This window comes from Streptococcus sp. ZY19097 (assembly GCF_040731245.1).
Classification (GTDB): domain Bacteria; phylum Bacillota; class Bacilli; order Lactobacillales; family Streptococcaceae; genus Streptococcus; species Streptococcus orisratti.
Genome location: NZ_CP160400.1, coordinates 899,335 through 918,921, shown reverse-complemented (window position 1 = coordinate 918,921; position 19,587 = coordinate 899,335). Strand labels below are relative to the sequence as shown.

20 protein-coding genes and 1 pseudogene are annotated in these 19,587 nt (G+C 37.2%); 7 read left to right on the top strand and 14 right to left on the bottom strand.

Going from position 1 to position 19,587, the window contains the following annotated elements; all coding sequences use genetic code 11:
* Positions 1 to 37: 37 nt before the first annotated feature.
* The 3 genes from ABZ559_RS04630 to ABZ559_RS04620 all read left to right on the top strand — a co-directional run bounded on the left by ABZ559_RS04630 (position 38) and on the right by ABZ559_RS04620 (position 983).
* Positions 38 to 274: a hypothetical protein gene (locus tag ABZ559_RS04630; protein ID WP_367007384.1), complete on the top strand. Its 237-nt coding sequence runs from the start codon at positions 38 to 40 to the stop codon at positions 272 to 274.
* 10 nt (positions 275 to 284) lie between these two features.
* Entirely contained in the window at positions 285 to 692 is a 408-nt protein-coding gene (locus tag ABZ559_RS04625; RefSeq protein ID WP_367007383.1) for a hypothetical protein, read from the top strand.
* Positions 693 to 818: 126 nt separating this feature from the next.
* Positions 819 to 983: a hypothetical protein gene (locus ABZ559_RS04620; protein WP_367007382.1), complete on the top strand. Its 165-nt coding sequence runs from the start codon at positions 819 to 821 to the stop codon at positions 981 to 983.
* A gap of 355 nt (positions 984 to 1,338) precedes the next feature.
* Here ABZ559_RS04620 and ABZ559_RS04615 read toward each other — a convergent pair whose 3' ends face one another.
* From ABZ559_RS04615 to ABZ559_RS04600, 4 genes are all read right to left on the bottom strand, one after another.
* On the bottom strand, positions 1,339 to 1,584 hold the full coding sequence (locus tag ABZ559_RS04615) for a hypothetical protein (RefSeq protein WP_367007381.1): 246 nt from the start codon (positions 1,582 to 1,584) through the stop codon (positions 1,339 to 1,341).
* An 11-nt stretch (positions 1,585 to 1,595) separates the two neighbouring features.
* A complete protein-coding gene (locus tag ABZ559_RS04610; protein WP_367007380.1) occupies positions 1,596 to 1,802 on the bottom strand; it encodes a hypothetical protein in 207 nt (68 codons plus the stop codon).
* A 78-nt stretch (positions 1,803 to 1,880) separates the two neighbouring features.
* The gene (locus tag ABZ559_RS04605) at positions 1,881 to 2,177 is read right to left on the bottom strand and encodes a hypothetical protein (RefSeq protein WP_367007379.1); all 297 of its coding nucleotides are present in this window, start codon (positions 2,175 to 2,177) and stop codon (positions 1,881 to 1,883) included.
* Between the two features lie 92 nt (positions 2,178 to 2,269).
* Positions 2,270 to 2,605: a hypothetical protein gene (locus tag ABZ559_RS04600; RefSeq protein ID WP_367007378.1), complete on the bottom strand. Its 336-nt coding sequence runs from the start codon at positions 2,603 to 2,605 to the stop codon at positions 2,270 to 2,272.
* Between the two features lie 531 nt (positions 2,606 to 3,136).
* On the opposite strand from ABZ559_RS04600, the gene ABZ559_RS04595 reads away from it, so the two are divergent.
* From ABZ559_RS04595 to ABZ559_RS04580, 4 genes are all read left to right on the top strand, one after another.
* A complete protein-coding gene (locus ABZ559_RS04595) occupies positions 3,137 to 4,708 on the top strand; it encodes a phage/plasmid primase, P4 family (protein WP_367007377.1) in 1,572 nt (523 codons plus the stop codon).
* A 497-nt stretch (positions 4,709 to 5,205) separates the two neighbouring features.
* Positions 5,206 to 5,748 carry a site-specific integrase gene (locus ABZ559_RS04590; protein ID WP_367007376.1) on the top strand — a complete coding sequence of 181 codons (543 nt, stop codon included), beginning with the start codon at positions 5,206 to 5,208 and terminating at the stop codon, positions 5,746 to 5,748.
* Between the two features lie 509 nt (positions 5,749 to 6,257).
* A complete protein-coding gene (locus tag ABZ559_RS04585) occupies positions 6,258 to 6,623 on the top strand; it encodes a head-tail adaptor protein (protein ID WP_367007375.1) in 366 nt (121 codons plus the stop codon).
* A gap of 41 nt (positions 6,624 to 6,664) precedes the next feature.
* The gene (locus ABZ559_RS04580) at positions 6,665 to 7,336 is read left to right on the top strand and encodes a Fic family protein (RefSeq protein WP_367007374.1); all 672 of its coding nucleotides are present in this window, start codon (positions 6,665 to 6,667) and stop codon (positions 7,334 to 7,336) included.
* A 421-nt stretch (positions 7,337 to 7,757) separates the two neighbouring features.
* Here the strand turns inward: ABZ559_RS04580 and ABZ559_RS04575 are convergent, their stop codons facing one another.
* The 10 genes and pseudogenes from ABZ559_RS04575 to ABZ559_RS04530 all read right to left on the bottom strand — a co-directional run bounded on the left by ABZ559_RS04575 (position 7,758) and on the right by ABZ559_RS04530 (position 19,541).
* Positions 7,758 to 8,495, bottom strand: a complete 738-nt coding sequence (locus ABZ559_RS04575) for a glucosaminidase domain-containing protein (protein ID WP_367007373.1) — start codon at positions 8,493 to 8,495, stop codon at positions 7,758 to 7,760.
* A gap of 271 nt (positions 8,496 to 8,766) precedes the next feature.
* Positions 8,767 to 10,440 (bottom strand): GBS Bsp-like repeat-containing protein, encoded by a 1,674-nt coding sequence (locus tag ABZ559_RS04570; RefSeq protein WP_367007372.1) that lies wholly within the window; start codon positions 10,438 to 10,440, stop codon positions 8,767 to 8,769.
* A 77-nt stretch (positions 10,441 to 10,517) separates the two neighbouring features.
* Positions 10,518 to 11,574 (bottom strand): annotated as a pseudogene (locus tag ABZ559_RS04565) (IS630 family transposase).
* Between the two features lie 257 nt (positions 11,575 to 11,831).
* Positions 11,832 to 12,299, bottom strand: coding sequence for an SsrA-binding protein SmpB (smpB, locus tag ABZ559_RS04560; protein WP_018374823.1), 468 nt, complete (start codon positions 12,297 to 12,299; stop codon positions 11,832 to 11,834).
* Positions 12,300 to 12,301: 2 nt separating this feature from the next.
* Complete coding sequence (gene rnr / locus ABZ559_RS04555; protein ID WP_367007371.1) at positions 12,302 to 14,659, bottom strand: ribonuclease R; 2,358 nt, start codon at positions 14,657 to 14,659, stop codon at positions 12,302 to 12,304.
* Positions 14,660 to 14,788: 129 nt separating this feature from the next.
* Positions 14,789 to 15,025, bottom strand: coding sequence for a preprotein translocase subunit SecG (gene secG / locus ABZ559_RS04550; protein WP_018374825.1), 237 nt, complete (start codon positions 15,023 to 15,025; stop codon positions 14,789 to 14,791).
* Positions 15,026 to 15,159: 134 nt separating this feature from the next.
* On the bottom strand, positions 15,160 to 15,306 hold the full coding sequence (rpmG, locus tag ABZ559_RS04545; RefSeq protein ID WP_083907174.1) for a 50S ribosomal protein L33: 147 nt from the start codon (positions 15,304 to 15,306) through the stop codon (positions 15,160 to 15,162).
* Positions 15,303 to 16,505 carry a multidrug efflux MFS transporter gene (locus ABZ559_RS04540; protein ID WP_367007623.1) on the bottom strand — a complete coding sequence of 401 codons (1,203 nt, stop codon included), beginning with the start codon at positions 16,503 to 16,505 and terminating at the stop codon, positions 15,303 to 15,305. Before ABZ559_RS04540 ends, rpmG begins: the two co-directional genes overlap by 4 nt.
* Positions 16,506 to 17,209: 704 nt before the next feature.
* Positions 17,210 to 18,850: a hypothetical protein gene (locus ABZ559_RS04535; protein ID WP_367007370.1), complete on the bottom strand. Its 1,641-nt coding sequence runs from the start codon at positions 18,848 to 18,850 to the stop codon at positions 17,210 to 17,212.
* Positions 18,840 to 19,541, bottom strand: coding sequence for an ABC transporter ATP-binding protein (locus tag ABZ559_RS04530; protein WP_367007369.1), 702 nt, complete (start codon positions 19,539 to 19,541; stop codon positions 18,840 to 18,842). Before ABZ559_RS04530 ends, ABZ559_RS04535 begins: the two co-directional genes overlap by 11 nt.
* Positions 19,542 to 19,587: the final 46 nt, after the last annotated feature.

The following is a 19,587-nucleotide window of genomic DNA, read 5'->3' as shown; positions in this document are numbered from 1 at the left end:
AGAAGATTTAATAAAACTCTACGCTTATATTTTGTTTATGGAAAAGCAAGAAGATTTTTTATGTGACTTAAACCCCTATATCATTAAAAAATATTGTGAACCATTTGAACAATTACGCGGAAAAACAAGTATATTGACCAGGCAAGCAAAAAAAATTTTAGACCAACTATTAACTAAATCTGAAAAAGAGACAGGCGTTAAAAAAGCGAAAGAGCGTCAAGAAATGACATTAAATAAATCACATTTGGCAATGATTTTATTGGAAGGACTTTAAGGGGGAAAACATGACTAAAACACCTTTCACACAAGCCATTTTACTATCAGTCTATGATGATAACGGTATGGTTAGTTTAGACCTACTGCAAGAACGTCTAAAAGGCTGGGATATGGATAGCATAAAAACACGGCTCAACCAATGGCGACACCGTGGCGTTATCTCTTACACTTTAAAAGATGGTGATATAGAAGATTTTCAACTTTTGAAAAACAAGCAAGAGGACACTAAGGAACTGACCGAAGGGCGAAAGCTAAAGCTAGATGTTTATTTTAGGCAAGTTTTGGCTTCCGCTGACATTCTCAGCAAATCAACCGCTAGTGACACTAACAGGCTCAAAGCTATCCATCTACAACAACAGGCATTATCTGAAATTCCAGATGACTATTATAAGGAACTGAGTGAAGTTTATGCCTAGGATCATTTTAAAATCAAAATTAAAGGGGGTTTACGGCACTTTAGAGATAAAGTCATATAAACATACCACCGAAAAGAAAAAGCCCTCTACGGGCGTTTTACGAGTAAATAAGACAAGGGGGGCAAAATGATGACGACAACCACAACCGCTCTATTAGGTGAGAAAGCAAGTACAGAACTTGTAAAAGGTGTCATAGAGTTAGCACGTGAATTGGCACAAGAAGAAATCACGCGCCAAAATATGAAACCATTACGACAAAAAGCTGTATCGCATTCGCTATTAAGTCCGTAGGCTATGACGTGAAATAACCAACCTTCAAGAGAAAGACCAATGTTAAGCCGTGTTTGCCTTAACCTATTCATCTCCAAACTCTCTAATAAGTCTATAAGTTCCATACCTGCAACGGAAATAGGTAAATCTCTTACCAACTCCCACCCGTTCTGTTTACTGTTCGTAGTGATGTTTACTATTACCCCCTTATAGGTGAAAGGTGTAAGATAGGTATTAAGTGGCTCAAAATAAACAAACTTGTAATAATTCCCCTTGTGATAACACTGAGTGGGGTAATCACCTAAGAAGCTAAATAGCTTTAATTTTTCTCTATGTAATGTTAGTTCTATGAGTTGATACATACAGTCCCCCCTTACTAATTATGATCCTGATATAATTTACTTGTTACGTCTAAGAAACACGGCATAAGGTTAGAAACATCAACCTTGATAAGACTAAGGATACGTCTATAATTCTCTGGTAACGTTGGTAGTGTCATTCTGTTTTCTTCCTCTTTTTGCTGACTAGTATAATCTGACCTTGTTTGGAAAGCCTCATTTAACCACTGGTCAAAGATTTCAGCGCGTGATTTCGCTAGGTTAAAATTTTTGTTTGCTGTCATGTTTCACCTTTCTAATTGTAATAACGCCCTTGTGATTGAATATAAGCCCCGTAGCGTGTTTGGTATGGTTCGGGAGTAGTTTTCTTCTCATCATCATTTTTAGAATCTAAATCAAGTCTAAAATAGCTTTTACACTTTAACAATTTGACTAGCAGAATAACTAACACTAAAAATAACAGTTTCATCTCTGCTGGTGTCAGGTTCAGTTCTTGCATCATATAATTCTCCTCATAAAAAAATTTCAAGTTTTCAATGCTTCGGGTCACAAGATAACTTGTTGTGTTTATTTGTTTTTGTCAGCCTAGCCTATTCATCTTCTTAAAACGGTTTGTATATTCTATTATTAGCCGTTTTCGTTCTTCAGTGGTCATGTTTAAGAATTTTTCTTTTTCTTCCCTAGTCATGTTTTGATAAATAAAGTCTAAGTTTTCTCCAAGATATGAATTTAGCAAACCTTTTTCCACCTTTATCCTGTAATGCTCGATTTCATCAGTGGTCAGATAATCTGCGACAAATAGGGTGTTCAACTCCTTAGAAAAGAATGCTTCATCAGTGGAATTTGGCTGATGTTTAAAAGTTTCTATAGTTATCATTCTGAAATACCTCTTTCTTTAAGGTCTCGTTTGATAAGGCTGAGTAAATATTGTTCTATATTCCCTTCTGGTGCTATTGCACATTTCCCCTTTTAGACTTCGCGAGAAACTTTATCCAAGGTATCGAATAAAATATAATTAGGTTTTCTTTTAAGTATTTTTCCTATTTCTTCATCGTGGCGCTTCATCTCTCCCAGTAAGTATCCAACATTACCTTTCGCAATCTCTTCGTGGCTTGCTTCGGCTTCTTTATAGGCTTCTGATAACTGATAAAATACTATCCAGAGTGAAGTAATAGCTGTTCTACAGTCCTCAGCAATTTCAGTAGCTCCATTGTGCCCCTTTGCGATATGCCATTCACTGAGAATGTCTAATTTTTCTTCTGCGACTTTTAAGTGTTCTTCAAATTTTTTAAAATATTCTTCCATAGTGTCCTACCTCTTGTTTGATAATACTGTATGTAGTTTTCTTAGGGGGGGTTAGCTAGCTATTGCCGTAACTATCTAATGGCTGTTTAATGGCGATACCAACACCTAATATTTTTTCTTGTCTTTATAATGTTTCTATGATATGATTAAGCCACGGCAAAGGACTTTAGCTATTTTGGCTAATTTTCCTTATAGGCTTAATCATTTAGGTAAAAGGCTTAACAGTTGGTCGCTGGTGTAAGCCTTTTTTGTTGTCATTCTTTTAGTTTATCTAGTAACATGTCCACATCTCGAATATCATAATAAACCGATTTTCCTTGTTTGCGAGATTTTAGCCCGTGGGCTTTTAAATATTTCATGTACTTATGGTCAAAGCGGTAGAGTGCCATTAGTATGTTTTTGTCCGTCTAATGTATTTGCATGGTTACGATTTTGAACAGACGACAGATTTATTTAGTGCTATTGTCAGACGTGCTAACCTTGCGCCGTATTTCTTAGCCGTGGCAAGTAAATTATATCAGGGGGATAAAATTGGATAAGAATAAAATTTTAAAATCTATCTATGAAGATGATAAGTCTAATCAGCAAGTAAAAGAAAAGCCTAAAGATACAGGTATGACAGCGCGTGATAATCATTTGGCAACTTTTAAAGGTTGGCAACGAACGGTAAAACATTATGTAGAGATTAAACAGAAAGAACGCTTGACGCAGCTACTTTCACAAAATTTGACAGAGGATAAAGCACAAGCAGAAATAAAAAAACCTTTACCGCCGTTGCTTGTCGCTAACTACATAGCTGACTTGTTAATTATTTGTAGGATAAAGAGTGATGAAGGGGTTAAGCCTGTTTATTTTTATCATCCTGATGAGGGGATTTATATACAAGATAATGAATTTTTAAAGGATTTTATTAGCATAATTGAACCACGACACAACGAAAAGCGCGCTAATGATTGCATTTACCACCTCACAAGACGCGCCGAATACAAAGAACAAGAATTAAGTCAGAACCTTATCATTGTTGGTAATGGTATTTATAATCGCAAAACTCAGATATTAGAACCCTTTTCAAGTAAGCTGATTTTTACTCACAAGGTACAAACTAACTATAATCCTAAAGCTAAAAGCCCTAATATTAAGGGTTGGGAGTTTGAAAGCTGGCTGCTCGATTTGTTTGAAGGTAACAAAGAACTTTATAACCTAGCCTTGCAATTATTAAATGCCGTTATTAGGGGCGAGAGCCTTTCTAAAATGTTTTGGTTTGTCGGTGAAGGTGGAACAGGTAAGGGAACACTTCAAGAACTTTTTATAAACCTCATAGGGCGGCAAAATATAGCAAGTATAAAAATCACAGACCTAGATGCAAATAACCGCTTTACACTTGCGCAAGCTATCGGAAAGCAAGCCATTATAGGTGATGATGTGCAAGCGGGGGCGGTTATTCGTGATACTTCAAAACTTTTCAGTCTTGTTGGCGGTGATACTGTCACTGTTGAAAAGAAAGGTAAAGATGCTTATAGTACTTTTATAAAAACTATTGTCATTCAATCAACAAATGCCTTACCCCAGATAAGCGGAGATTATCACGCTGTACGGCGGAGAATGGTTATTTTACCCTTTAACAAACACTTTAAAGGAAAACCAAACCGAGCCATTAAAAATGACTATATCACACGTAAGGACGTTTTAGAGTATGTTTTAAAGTTAGTTATTGACTTAGACTATAAAAACTTTATTGAGCCTAGGAAATCCCTAGAAATGCTGGACGAATACCAAGAAAGCATAGACCCTATACTAGCCTTTTCACAAACGCTATTTCCAGATTTACAATCTACTTTTATCCCAAATGATTGGGTTTGGTGGTATTTTTCAGGATACGCCGAACATAATAACTATAAACATAACTTTAATGCCCAAAGACTGCATAGTGTTTTCCCAAACTATTTACCAGATAATTGGGAAAAAGTCAGATACCCTATCACTTTAAGGGCTGGCGCTGACCTTCCTAAAGGCTTCAAACCTAAAGACGACCAACCTAGCTATTTATCTCTATATCAGCCTTCCAAGAAGAAAAATCAAAGAGGATATAAAAAAGTTGACTAATTAACGTACTACGGTACTACGCTTCTTCCTACACTTAGACAGATAAAGTGTAGTAGGTTGAAAACCAATAGCTACAACGCTTAAAGCTAATCTACTACACTTACTACACTTATATATATAAATAATAATAAAAAAGAATGTTGATGTTGTGTAGGTATATATATTATAAAAAAATCTAGAAGTTGGTTTCAAGTGTAGTAAGTGTAGTAGAATTGTGAAACTCCTTGGGGGACAAGGGTTTTAGTCTCCTACACTTTATCTGTCTAAGTGTAGGAAAGGTGTAGGAAGTGTAGTATAAGGAGGGAGGTGAGAACAATAAAGCAAACCAATATAGAACTATTCAAAGTAAGGGAACAAGGACAATATAAAGGCATGACCGAAGGGCGCGCCCAATGGTTAGAGACTTTGGAAAGTCACTGCACGTACAAACCTAATCCAAACATTAAACCGTCACCCTTTGCGCGTGATAATGAACCAGAAGAAGGGAGGGTAGAACTTTGAATATTGTAGAACCATTGCGAGATAAAGACGATATACAAGCCATGAAGGATTATTTGAGGTCATGGAATGAACGGAACTACATGCTTTTCCTTGTCGGAATAAGCACAGGTTTTAGGATTGGCGATATACTCAAATTAAAAGCTAAAGATGTACAGGGTTGGCATATCAAGGTAAGAGAACAAAAAACAGGAAAGTACAAAAGTATCAAGATGACCAAAACTTTAAAAAAAGAACTTAGGGAGTATGTTAAAGATATGCCTTTACATTATTATCTTTTTCAAAGCCGTAACGGGACTAATAAGCCACTTGATAGACGTACCGTATATTGGATATTAAAGACCGCTGGGAATGATTTAGGAATAGATAACATAGGAACGCACACCATGCGCAAGACCTTTGGTTATTGGTATTATAAGAAATATAAGAATGTTGCTGATTTAATGACAATCTACAACCATTCAAGCCCAGCTATAACCTTAATTTATATTGGTATCCGCCAAGACGATTTAGACAGCAAACTAAGTAATTTTGATATTTAAAAAACATTTCTAAATTATCAATTAGACATAATGAGTTAAACGCTAATTAAAACAAGCAAGGTAAAGAAAAGCCTTGCTATTTCTATTCTTTTCAGTTATGACTAAATTAGTCAGATTATAAGATATGACTAATTCAATAAATATAAATAAACTTAGTTATTTGTCTAAAAATAAATCAAAAGACAATGAAAAAGAGCCTTTAAATTCAACAGATTATAGCAATTTTTAAGCCTAAAATAAAGATGTATAAAAATAAACACGAAGAAAACACATTAGAATAGCAACCACTCCCCCCCATTAAAGAAAAAAGCAGATATTTTTCATGTCTGGAACCGGCGGAGGGTTTTCTAACTAAAAAGATAAAACATATACCATAAGGGGGGAGGGTAGAAAATATCTAAAAAATAAAAACAGTTTTTTCACTATTCTATATTTTTGAAAATAAGACTTTTATGCTATAATGTTTCCTAAAATACCACTTATATTTTTTGAAAGGAGAAACGCAAGGAATGATTAAAAAGAAATCTTTTAAAAATAATTCCACTCATAACGGAACTTTAAGAACTTTAGTCACCTTTAAACACCCCTCATTGTCTGATGATGTTTTTGAAAGTATTCAATTACAAGATGAAGGATACACTTGTTGGGCTGAAATTTCAGATGCAGAACAACGGGATTATAACTTGCTGCGCGAAACAAATTCACAAGAAACACTCACGTTGAAAATTCGTGACCCATTAAGTACATTTCAACCTAAAAATTCAGATGTAGTAATCGTAAACGACCAAAGACATAATAATAAGTTGTGGAATGTTATAAACATCAAACCAGATTTTTATAATCGGAAATTTTTAACCGTTACCTTAGCAAAATAAAAACAGTAAAAACGGTTATATAAAATAACGGAGGTCATAACATGACATATACGCAAGATTATTTAGATGATGTTTTAGTAAGAATTGCTTATCATTCAAGCGGTATCGAAGGGAACACTATTTCACTACCTGAGACAGTCAGCATCATCTTAGAAAGTAGTTTGCCAACAAGTAGAAAAAGCATTAGGGAATTTTATGAGATTGAAAATCATAAGCAAGCCTTTTCCTATATTCTTGACCTATTAGGGAATGAACAACCATTAAAAATAGGGCAAATTCAAGATATACACGCGCTATTAGTTGACCGCCTACAACATGACCGCGGACAGTTTAAAAGCCAGCAAAATGCTATTATAGGAGCGGAGTTTAAGACCGCAACCCCTACAGAAACCCCTATACTAATGCGCCAATGGGTGGAAAATACCGCCTATAGATTAGACAATGCCACTAGCGAACGCGAAAAGCTAGAAACGTTAGCTGATACACATATACAATTTGAACGTATTCACCCCTTTTCAGATGGTAACGGACGGACAGGGAGATTAGTTTTAATGTATTTAGCTATGAAATATTTAAAAGCCCCTGTTATTATCTCAAAAGATATTAGGGCAGACTATATGGAACTACTAGCCCAACAAGATATAACGGGACTTGCTAATGTGTTAGGAAAGTCTTTAGAGACTGAACGAGAACGAGTGCAATACTTCCAATAAAAAAGAAGGTCTGGAAATCAACTTTTAATTATTCATATCACTGTATAAAAAACCGTACTTTTTATTCTATCACTTGGGCGGGCAAACCTAAAAATTAGTTACGTTTTTAGTACCGTTTGATGATAATTATATAAAAATGTTGATTATACATTTTATCGCCATTACTATATTTACCAATGTTTTTTATCTATTGAAGGTTATCAACATATCAAGAGGGATAAAATACGGTCTCAAATAATCAGCGCTTTGAAATTGCTGAAAATGTTGATTTTAAACCATTCCTATTCGTTAGGAATGGTTTTTTACTTAGTCTAAGGACATAAAAAACTCCTTATAAGGAGTCTTTTCAGATTGATTAATTCTATACATTGGCTAAGTAGTCTAAAAAAATAATTTTTGATCGCATAAAAGTTTTCCTGTACTACTCATTTCCACTAGTGTAGGCCGACCAGGCATCATCTTGAGCTAAAGTATCTGAATCAGTATAAGCTCCTCTGTGTTCATTCCAAACATAATCTCCGCTACCAATTTCACTCGATGACACTCCCGACTGATAAGGATCCTGTGTATAGAGTGGCTGATCATAGGTTGTCAGCCCATAAGTTTCAATAATGCTGTTGAGTTTATTAGCGTACAAGGTATCCGTTGCATATAAACCAGTTAAAGCTGCAGTAGCATCTGCATAAGAATTTGTATTTGATTTCCAAGTCCCTGCATAAGTATCCGTACTCAAAAGTGCGGCATAATCATACAGTGAACCTGAAACAGTTCCATAAGAACGAAAAGCTTGGTCAATTTCAAACGTAGTGCCAGTGCCATCATCTTCCCAAGTTGGCATCGTCACAGAATTTCCGTAATAATCTCCTTTGATTCCAAAGTAATTATAGTAAGGAGCCTGACTAAGTGCTGATTGCCCATTATTAGATTCCAAAATGGCTTGGGCAATCATAACGGATGCGTAAAGATTATAGTCTTGACCGATTTGGCGAGCAGATTCTCCAATAGCAGCAATTAGTCCCGAAGCAGTTTGACCAGTATAACCTGTCTCAGCAGTTACAGATTTACTAGCTTCTTCGCTCATTATTCCCATAATCAAACCGACCAAAGCAACTATAGCAGCTAGACTCAGAGCTAATTTAAATAAAATCTTTTTAGTCATGAAACCTCCTTCTGGCAACAAGTATTATTTTTTATTATAACAAAGTTTTCCACAGGGTAACATGACAATCTGATAACATTTGATATTTTTCCCAATCAAATTAAAGAAAATGACGAACTTATCCACAAAAATAAGTAAAAAGCTGAGGAGATCCCCAGCTCAGAATTTATACTCAATGAAAATCAAAAGTAGCCTAGGAAACGAAGCCGACGATAGAACTTGAGTTCATCAAGGCAAGTTGACAACGGATAATTTTGATTTTCGAAGAGTATTAATTAGGATAAATGTAGAAGACGGTCCCTCCTCCACACCATGAGGCTGTTGGGTTAAACCAGTTACGATAATTTGCAATACTTTGGTTCCCAGCATAATTAGCCTCTTTAACCTGAATTCGAGTGCTTGATTCTACAGCTGTGACATAGGCCACATGCCCATATCCTCCACCATCGTAAGGCCAAACAGCAATAGCACCAACCTCAGGCGTAGTTCCAGTTCTAAAACCAAGATTTTTAGCCCCGTTTGTCCATTCCTTGGCATTTCCTAAATAATTTGGAATCCAAGGTGCTAATGTCTTCACTCCCCAAGTACACTGTCCAACAGGATAAGTATTGGTTTCATTGATATAGCGCGTGATTCGTGGACTAGCAGAATTAGTTGTTGACGATTGAGGTGTCGTTACTACTGATGGTGTGAATTTTTGTTCTACTAGATTAAAGACAGCCTGACTGTTATCAGAGTAAATAGCATAGGCAGTAACTGAAAAATTGTCAGCTGTTGTGGTTAGTTGTTTGAGGTCTACAGAGATATTAGCCCTTTGATTGCTTGTTTTTGCTTCATAAGTTTTTGTTTTGCTAACGTTAGTTTTAGATGTTACAACCACCTTCAGACTTGTGACTTTCTTTGACATCAAAGTCTCTAAGATTGATACAGTAAACAATCCCTGAGTTGAATTGGTTTGGTTTAAGTTAATGACAGGATTTTCCAATCCGCTGATATTGTCAATAGTAAAGCTTGTCGCAGCAAGACCTTCTTCATTCCCTGTCTGGCTATTTTTCCCATAAAAATGCGCATGATAGGTTCCAAGGTCAAAGCCATGGTCAACCATATTGACTCGAACTTTAAAATTGCCCTCGCCTACTTTTTGAGCCTGGTACCATTTGATGTCATCTTGACCATTTACCTCTGACCATGTCGGTATTTTCACTGAAGAGATGTAATTAGGCAGACCGCTAATGCTGATATCAACTATCTTGTCTGATATTTTTGTAACTTGAGTAGAAATTTTTGCTGGAGCTGGTTTTTCCAAAGTAAAACTCTGACCACTCAAGCCTTGCATTTTATTATCTTGGTTAAGGTAGGTGTGAACATGATAAGTTCCATAACCTTTATGATTACTGAGTGCTACTGAAAGATTGGTGGTATCCCAATTGTACCATTTGATATCATCTTGACCATTTTCATCCGACCAAACAGCTGTCTGAAATTTAGCATTTGATGGTGGAGCAAGTGTTGAGGAAATCTTAACTTGTCCATCTACAACTTGAACAGGATTTAGGGATGTCTTAATGTTTACACTGCCTAAATTAGTTCCAACTCTTTGTCCATCTGTAAAGGTTGTGTACACATGGGTAATATAATTGCCAGCGCGATTGCCATGATTAGCTATATTAAACTGAAGTTTGGTTTGATTATTGGAAATAGCAGAGCTACTATACCATCTCAGATCATCCTGACCATTTTCTTCTGACCAGATTGCGACTTCAACAGTTTTTATTGCTTTTCCGCCAGCTTTTCTTGAGACAAGCACATCAAATGTTCGACTGGAAGTATTGTATTCAGTTTTACTAACATTTGCCTGACCAAGCTCTTCAGCTGACGCTGACTGCCCCAGAGCAACCATCCCTAATACACAACTTGTAAACAAGAAAGATTTTATTAACTTCAAATAGGTTCTCCTTTAAATTTGATACACCTATTCTATTCGGGAGAAACTGGAAAAAATGTCAGATTGCTTATTTATACTCAGTTAAAATCAAAAATAGCGGAAGTCCAGTCTCTATCTACAATTGATTTGAGTTGGTAAGCGGTTAAGGTTTGAATAACCTCTTGAAGTTTATCGATTACCTCATTTAAGGTCCTAAATACTTTATTCTTGAAACCAAGTTTACGAATCTCAGCCCAGACTTGCTCAATAGGATTCATTTCAGGTGTGTAGGGTGGAATGAAGGTAAATTCAATATTCTTAGGAATATTTAAGGTCTGAGATTTATGCCAGATGGCATTATCCATGACTAAAATAATATAATCTTCTGGATAAGCTGCCGATAGTTGGCGTAAAAATTCATTCATCCAATCACTATTACATCCGCCTGCTATGATGAAAAACGAGTCGCCTGTATGGGCATCCACAGCTCCATAACAATAGCGGTATTCACGAATGTGATGACTTGCTACGTGAGGACGATAACCTTTTGGAGACCAACACGAACCAAGTTTACTGATACGCCCAAAACCCGCCTCATCTTGATACATAAGGCGGATTTTTTGATATTCTTTTCCATCAATAAAGCGCTTACTCATTCTCTCCTCGAATAAAGATTTTATTTTTAGACGCTAAAATGGTTTCGGCGTCTGCTTTTTTCGGATGTTGGGGACGTGGGCTAACTTTACGCCAACCATGACGTTTCAGGAGAGCATAGAAACCTTCTCGGGTTGTCTTGTGCCCAACTCTCTCTTGATAAGCTTTAAAGAGGGTGTTAACGGTAACGAATTCTCCATTCAAAGAGGAAGAGAGTTGCTCTTTAAGGAAATCTTCTTCCTCCTCATGCGTCATATAGGAGCGGCGGCGACCACCACGATTCTCCTTTAAGAGAGCTTCTAAGCCACCACTTAGATAGCGATTTAATAAGTTGCGGACTGTCTGATGGACAAAGCCTACTGATTTAGCTACAGATGTTAAATTATGGCATTCAGAGTAGAGAATAAGGGCTTGAATTTTTCTATGATGCGGAGCATTATTTTTATCTTTAAGGGCTTGCTTTAATTCTTCGACTTGTGTTTGGGTAAGTTCTTTTGTCATAATACTATTATAACGCTATTTTTGATTTTTGTTAAGTATTATTTTCAAAAATCAAGAAACATTTCTTATACTCAATGAAAATCAAAAGTAGCCTAGGAAACGAAGCCGACGATAGAACTTGAGTTCATTAAGGCAAGTTGATAACGGATATTTTTGATTTTCGAAGAGTATTAGTATATCTAACTATTTTAAAGGCATATCAAAAAGCTAGTACAGATACTTTGATTGTTATACAATCACGGTATCTGCACTAGTCTTTATCTTGCATTATAATGTTTAATTTGACGCTTAATGTCACGATCTTGTTCACGGCGTTTGATAGACTCACGTTTATCATAGTCATGTTTCCCTTTAGCAAGTCCTATAAGAACTTTGGCGAAACCATCTTTTAAATAAACCTTTAAAGGTACTAATGTCATCCCAGTCCCTTTTAGTTCATTAGCTAATCTCTCAATTTCTTTTTTCTTAAGCAGGAGTTTTCGGGTACGCTCTGGCTCTTGATTCCAAATATTTCCTTGTTCAAAAGGTGAGATATGAACATTAACCAACCAAGCCTCACCATTTTTGATTTGGGCATAGCCATCTTTGAGCTGAATCCTAGCCGCCCGTACAGACTTGATTTCCGTTCCAGTCAGCACAATACCGGCCTCAATAGTATCCACTATCGTATAATCATGTCTAGCTTTTTTATTTTGAGCCACTACATTTCCTTGACCTTTGACCATACTTACCTCCTCTTCTTACCTTTCTTAGACACCTCTTTATAGAAAGGCTTTTTTGCGGCTTTCTTCTTAGAAAAAGTAGATTTATTTGACCGCTTATGACTTAATTTGCTGTCGCTTTCGGATTTTGAGCGACGCTTTTTATTTTTGGATTGTGTCTGCCTATCAGATAACCGACTTCTACTTGATTTTCCCTTTTTGTCTGATTTCGACACTTTTTCAACAATATCAAAATCACTTGGAAGATACTCAAAATCAATATCACCGGTATCCTTATCAGCCTTGACCAACTTTACCTTGATTTGTTGCCCAACGTGAAAAACTTTACCTGATTTTTCCCCCTGCAAAGTTAAAGCACGTTCATTATAATGGTAATATTCTGGTAAGGTCGTGACATGAATAAGACCTTCAATAGTATTCGGCAATTCGACAAAAAGTCCAAATCTAACCACACTGGCAATGACAGCATCAAATTCCTCACCAATAAACTCAGCCATGTACTCAGCTTTTTTCATAGCCTCAACAACACGCTCAGCATCAATAGCACGCCGCTCCAAACTTGAACTTTGACTTGCTATTTCAGGAATGATATGGGCAAAATGCTCTGCCTTTTCAGCAGTCAAATGGCCATATTCCCTTACCATACGGTGAACCAAGAGATCCGGATAACGTCGGATTGGACTCGTAAAGTGGGTATAATACTCCGCAGCTAAACCATAATGTCCATGATTGTGTTCTGAATAGCGTGCCTGCTGCATCGAACGCAGCAGCATGGTATTGAGCACCGCCGCTCCTGGCTTACCTTCAATCTTCATCATAAATTCCTGCAAAGCCGACTGACTCATTTTATTAGCTGTACCCTGTACTTGAACACCAAAGATACTAGCATAATCAAGGAATTTCTGAATTTTTTCAGCCTTAGGTTCCTCATGAATACGATAAATAAAGGGCAGTTTCAGTCGTGTAAAATGTTCGGCAACGCATTCATTGGCTGCTAGCATAAAGGATTCAATCATCCGCTCAGCCAAACCTCGCTGACGAAGGACGATATCAACAGGCATACCCTTACTATTGACCAAAATCTTAGCTTCGTTGGTGTCAAAGTTTAGCGCTCCTCGCCGAGTGCGCATCTTTTCTAAAATCTTGTGTAAACTCACCATGTGATGAATAGATGGAACAATGGGCTTATACTGCTCAATAAGTTCTTCATCTCCAGCAATAATACCGTTAACATCCGTATAAGTCATGCGGAAGGTAGTTTTGATAACAGACTGACAAATTTGGTGACTAACGACATGACCATTTCGATCAATTTCCATTATGGCTGACTGCGTTAAGCGATCAATATTGGGATTAAGAGAGCAGATACCATTTGATAGACGTTCTGGCAGCATTGGAACCACTCGGTCAGTCACATAGACAGAAGTCCCACGGTTTAAGGCTTCACGGTTAAGCGCAGAACCTTCAGTCACATAATAAGAAACATCAGCAATGTGCACGCCTAATTCAAAGTGACCATTTTCAAGCAACTTAACATGAACCGCATCATCTAAGTCTTTGGCATCGGCACCATCTATAGTAAATGTAATTTCCTTACGCAAATCCACACGCCCAACCATATCCTTATCAGAAGGCGCATCTGGAATAGCATTGGCTTCTGACAAAACATCCTCTGGAAAGTCAGAAACAATATCCATAGATTCTAAAACTTCAAGAACATCGATGCCAACTTCACCTTGATGCCCAATGATATCACGCACATTAGCAACAAAGTAATCGTGTTTTCGGGTCGGGTATTTTTCAATATCAACTTTAATAATTTCCGTGCCATCAAGAAGCACTGGCTCCTTCTTAATATAGATTTTTTGTTGGATTTTCTGATTTTTTGAGCGGATATAACCAGCATACTTGGGACGCTCATCGTCAAGGACAAATTGACCGACCGCAGTCTTTAAACTACGATCGACAATAGCAACCACCTTAGCTTCTGCAGCTGTTCCTTTAAGTCTATCTGCAGGTTTAGTAACTACTACTTCTACAGTATCCCCATCAACAGCATAACCGACATCGTTTCGACCGATGAACATGTCTTCTTCATTTTGGTCAACATTCAAAAAACCAAAGCCCGCTTTATTAGCCCGAAAAATACCTTTTACTGTGATTGGCTTTTGTTTTTCTTCATTTCTACGCAAAGCAAGATTGCCATCATTATCAAAACGCAATTTCCCTTTGCTCTCTAACTTGGAAATTTCTTTAATCAAAAATGGAAATTTTTTGGCACCTGCCATATCAAGACCAGATGCCAAGTCATTAACATTTGATTTTCCGTGCTCCTTTAAATATGCAATAATTTGTTCTTTCATAATATTCTTGCAAGAAGATATCTTATTCAACTTGCATTTCCTCTCGTTTATTCTGTGTGGAAAGTTTTTTGGATCTTATTTGTTTAGATACGTTAAAAAAATAAGCTAGACGAAAACTGTCCAGCTCACTTATTTACTTGATAAAATGGCAAGCGCAAGAGCAATAAGCAACCAGAAAAAGACTGCAATTGCTGTGAAACGTTGCATGAATGCTTCAAAGCCACGAGCTTTTGTACGTTCAAACAAAGCTTCTGAACCGCTGCTATCAAAAACGTTGCTGCTTGGGTTTTTCTGTGGTTGCATAAAAATCGCAATCACAATAATGACAGACAAAACAAGCAACACTGTCAATAGTAAGTTGTACATGATTTTTTCTACCAAGAACATTGAAAATGATGCTGCTAGAAAAGTTATAAACAGCTCAACTCTTCTTAGTCATTTTCAAACGGGTTCAATTCCTTTCCTCCACTATGGTCTTAATCATTTTAACATAGTTTGTCCTAAGATTCAACATGTAAGGTCACTTTTCGCTCTTTAGGACAATACTTTGGTACCTGAATTTTATCAGGATGGTTAACTTTATTTTTACTGGTCAAATAATTCTTGCTGCCGCAAGATGTACATTTCAAATTAATTTTTACTCTCACGCAATTTCCTTAACCTTAACATATTTTCTAAAATTGATCATGCTCCAGACAAAGTTGATAAAAACAATGAGACTTGTCATGTAAAAAACTGAACGGTAACCCATACCTGTCGCCACAGCAGAACCAACAAAAGGTCCGACAACTTGCCCAAAATTAGTGAACATTTGATTATAGCTGAAAATCCTCGAAATACCCTCGCGAGGGGTAATCTTTGTTAAAAGTGAATTAATACTTGGCATCAATGCCCCTGTTCCAAAACCATACAGAAAACGCAAGATTCCTAACTGAATCGGAGTTTTTGCTAAAGCACAAAGTAAATACATTGTAAAGCTATAAAATAAAGCTACTAGTAAGAGGCGATGATTCCCAATTCGGTCGCCTATCTTCCCCAAATGTGAACTTGATAATATGCTAGAAAAGCCCATAGCAGAGACAATCAAGCCAGAAACAAACATGAGATTCTCACTTTGACCAAGATGACGAATGTAAAGAGCCAAAATTGGAGCAATTGATTGAGCAGAAATTTGAATAATCATGCTAGTGATAAATAATCCAAATAAAATTTGCTTATTACTAACTCGCTTTAGTACTTCGCTTGTTGGCATGACATCTGCCCTCTCAATGACTTCAAAATCTTCCTTAACAAAAAAGATAGTCATTAAACTACAAATCAACAAGATTCCACCAACAAGGAGAAATACTTGTCTAATTCCAAAAAACTCTGCCAAAAGCCCTCCCATCAGTGGTCCAATTAGCGATCCCGCCGTTACACCTGTCGCCAAAGTTCCTAAGGCATATCCCGAACGCTGTTTAGGTGCCTGACTAGCAATCAGGGCCGTTGAATTTGGAACATAGCCTGCAAAAATACCATTTAATATCCTAAGAAAAAGCAGCCAGAATACATTCGGGGCAAAAGCTAGGCCTCCCATGGTAAAAGTCATCACAAGGCTAGCACGAATCATCATGGGTTTACGACCATAACGATCAGCCAAACGTCCCCAGACAGGAGCAACTAGCGCAGAAGCCAAGGCAGATAAAGAAACCGCCAAACCAGCATACCACTCTACCTTACTCTTTGGAGCACCCAATTCTTCTACATAAAGTGCCATAAAGGGCATGACAAGTGAAAAGCTTGCCCCAGTAAAAAAGTTACCAAGCCAAGCTACTCGTAAATTTTGTTGCCAATTAACTTGGCTGATTACTTGTTCATCGATTAGTCATCATCTTCTTTCCAAAAAAAGTCCAAGGACTATTATAGCATAAAATAAGGAGTTCTCGCCAACAAAGTAAGAGTATTTTATAACATAAATTTTCAGCCTAAATTCTCAGTTTACTTTTAGTACTAGTTCCAACAGCAGCCCCTAGACTGTTGAACGTTGGAACTACAGAAGTGACATTTCACCATTCGCCAAATAGTAACAAAAAAACCGAAATGATTTTAAAAGCAAGTGTGTGCTCATTTTTCGATATCGTTTCATCTGATACTATACAATATTCTAGAAGAGGATGGAAAAGACCATCACTGAATCAGAACTGGATCAGACCGAATATAAACTATGCTTTAGTAGCAGATTAAGTAAGAAACTTTGTTAGAAAAAGTAAAAAATTAGTTTTTTTACAAGCGAAGCGAGCACTGAAACTAGATTTTCCACCTTTATAAAAAAGCCTGAATTGACTTAATTTTAGACAGTTGGAAGATTGAGGATCTTAGTCTAGTGGACTAAGTAGGCCGAAAACTAGAAAGTAATGACGTTCAAATCATAGGTGCTAAATTCCATGAATTTCTGAAATTATCTACTGATTCAGATACCAAGCGTCTAGGAAACCTATCTGGTACAGTTTTAAGTTTGAATGCTAGCAACTGTGTGGTATCCCAAAAGGCTTTATTTACAGATTCAAATATTTATGGTCGTAATTTAAAGGTTTTGGGGGCAAAGCGGAGCACTACCAGAAAGCCTATCAGGATAAAGAGAAAAAGTCCTATCAAAATTCCTATTATGCCTACCACAGAAATGTGTTTTGCCAGACGGAAGATTTGAAATCCCCCGTAACCGACAACACCCGCCATAATATTATAAAGTTTACTCTTAGACTTCATACCATCGTTAAAAGGCTGCAAAAGGAAGTAGAAATAGAGAAAATACAAACTGAAAAATGTCACAGACAAAATCTGTCCTAAAACAATCATGAAAAGCCCTGCTATTTTCCAATCAAAAAAAGACACATAAAGAAGACTGTAAATGAGGTTAAGGAGCAAAAAAATCGGAGCATTGTGTTGCAGGGAGCGCTTAAAACGCTCCTTCAAAGTAGCTAAAATCACGTCTCGCCTGCGATAATAATGGTACTTTAGCAGTGGCCGATCCAAATGGTAAAAGCAGAATTTCATATAAGTCTCGCCCACATAAAGCAGGTAACCCACCATGACCGTCACAAATAAGCTCTGCCAAAAGATCTTGTCATCATTGATAAGAGGTTGTCTGTTATCAGAAAAGTATCTAATTCCCAATATCACTGCACCAATACCAGTAATAATAAGCAGACGCCACCTAATCTCTTTATTCAAATGCCTGCCCAGACGCTTGGTAAAAATGGCATTCAGGTAGGCAACGCCCTCCAAATTTCCAGATATCACCGTCTGATCATCAATATCAAAATCTTTCTCTTTGACCTCAACTGCTACTGTCTCAATATTATCCAAAGCCGTCGCTGCTTCTTTTAGAGCACCATGGGTTAAGAGGCTACGTACCAAAACATCTAACTTAGACTGTTTTTGTAAATACCGATAGGCTAGAAGCCAAATAACAAGACCCGCAAAACCCGCTGGTAGGCTCATAACCAACTGCGGAGAAAAAGCTTCTCCAAGAAACACCAAGGCTGTACCAATCGCAAAAGCAGGGAAGAAGGCGATAATTCCCACTCTATTAAGGAACTTCTCGGTCCTATCTCTATCTCTAAAATATAGTGGTAGGGTCAGCATTTTTATCCCAAGACGCAAACCAGCCAGAAAAAGAGCAAAGGCCAGTCCCCACCAAAAAGGACGGGAGATGAAAACAAAGTAAAGACCAAAAACAAGTCCTTTAGCCAGCAAACCACGGGAAAAATCCAAAGCTTCCTTTGCAAGCAGATAGTCCTTAGGTGAAATCCTAAAAATACGCACTGCCTGACTGGCTTCAATATCCGACTTGTCGATGACCTTCATGTGAAAAATCGTAGCAAGCAGCACCGAAAAAGTAAATATAAGGGTCAATGACAGGTGACTCGCTGACGCTTCTTTTAAAGCAAAATACTCAGGCAAAATTTTATGCAAGACAAAGCCAACACCTGCACAAAAAAGGACATAAAAGATTGTTCCTCCAAAAACATAAAACGGCAGGTAGAGCCCTTTGAGGACCAGCATGATGATTTTAACCTCATCAGCCCGATACCAACGATTAGGAATCTTCTTACCCAAAAAAGGAATTTTTTGCAGAAAATGAACAAAGGAATTGTACTTTTTTGCATTTTCCACTTGCAAAAGCACCCGAATAATCCGATTAAGATTCATGATGACCTCCCTGAAGAGCTTCCAAAACCTTATCCTCGAACTGCTCATGCTTTCTATCAATATCAAGCGCCGTCAAAACACCATTTTCTAACACTGCTACTTGATCGCACAAATCTTCAGCCAAGGCCATAATGTGAGTGGACAAAATCAAGATATGTTGATCCTTTAGAGCCATCAAAAAGCGCTTAATAGCAATACTTGAAACCACATCTACCGCCGTCAGAGGTTCATCCAAGAGAATGATTTTGGGTTTTGAGATAAAAATGCAGAGCAGAGACAACTTACTCTTCATCCCATCAGAATAGCCCTTAATAATCCGATGCCTGTCCTCCTGGCTAATCTCCATAAAATCCAAATAATCATCCACAGACTTATCCGCTGTCACAGCATGTAAATCCATGTAAAACTTAATAAATTCATAGCCAGTTAAAAATTCAGGTAAGTAATTCTCCGAGAAGACCATACCAATGTCTTCACTCATTAACTCACGTTCTACTCCATTTTCACATAAGAAAATCTCTCCAGCATCTGCGGGAAATTCACCGTATAAGATGTTAAACAACGTCGTTTTACCAGCTCCATTTCTCCCCAGTAATCCCGTAATCTGACCTGATGAAAAGGTATAAGAGGCACCACGTAGAACTTCCTTTTCCTGAAAGTTCTTTTGAATATCACGCAAAATCAATTCCATAAAATCACCTCAGATAACGTTTTCTTCATTGTATCAGAATTAGCAT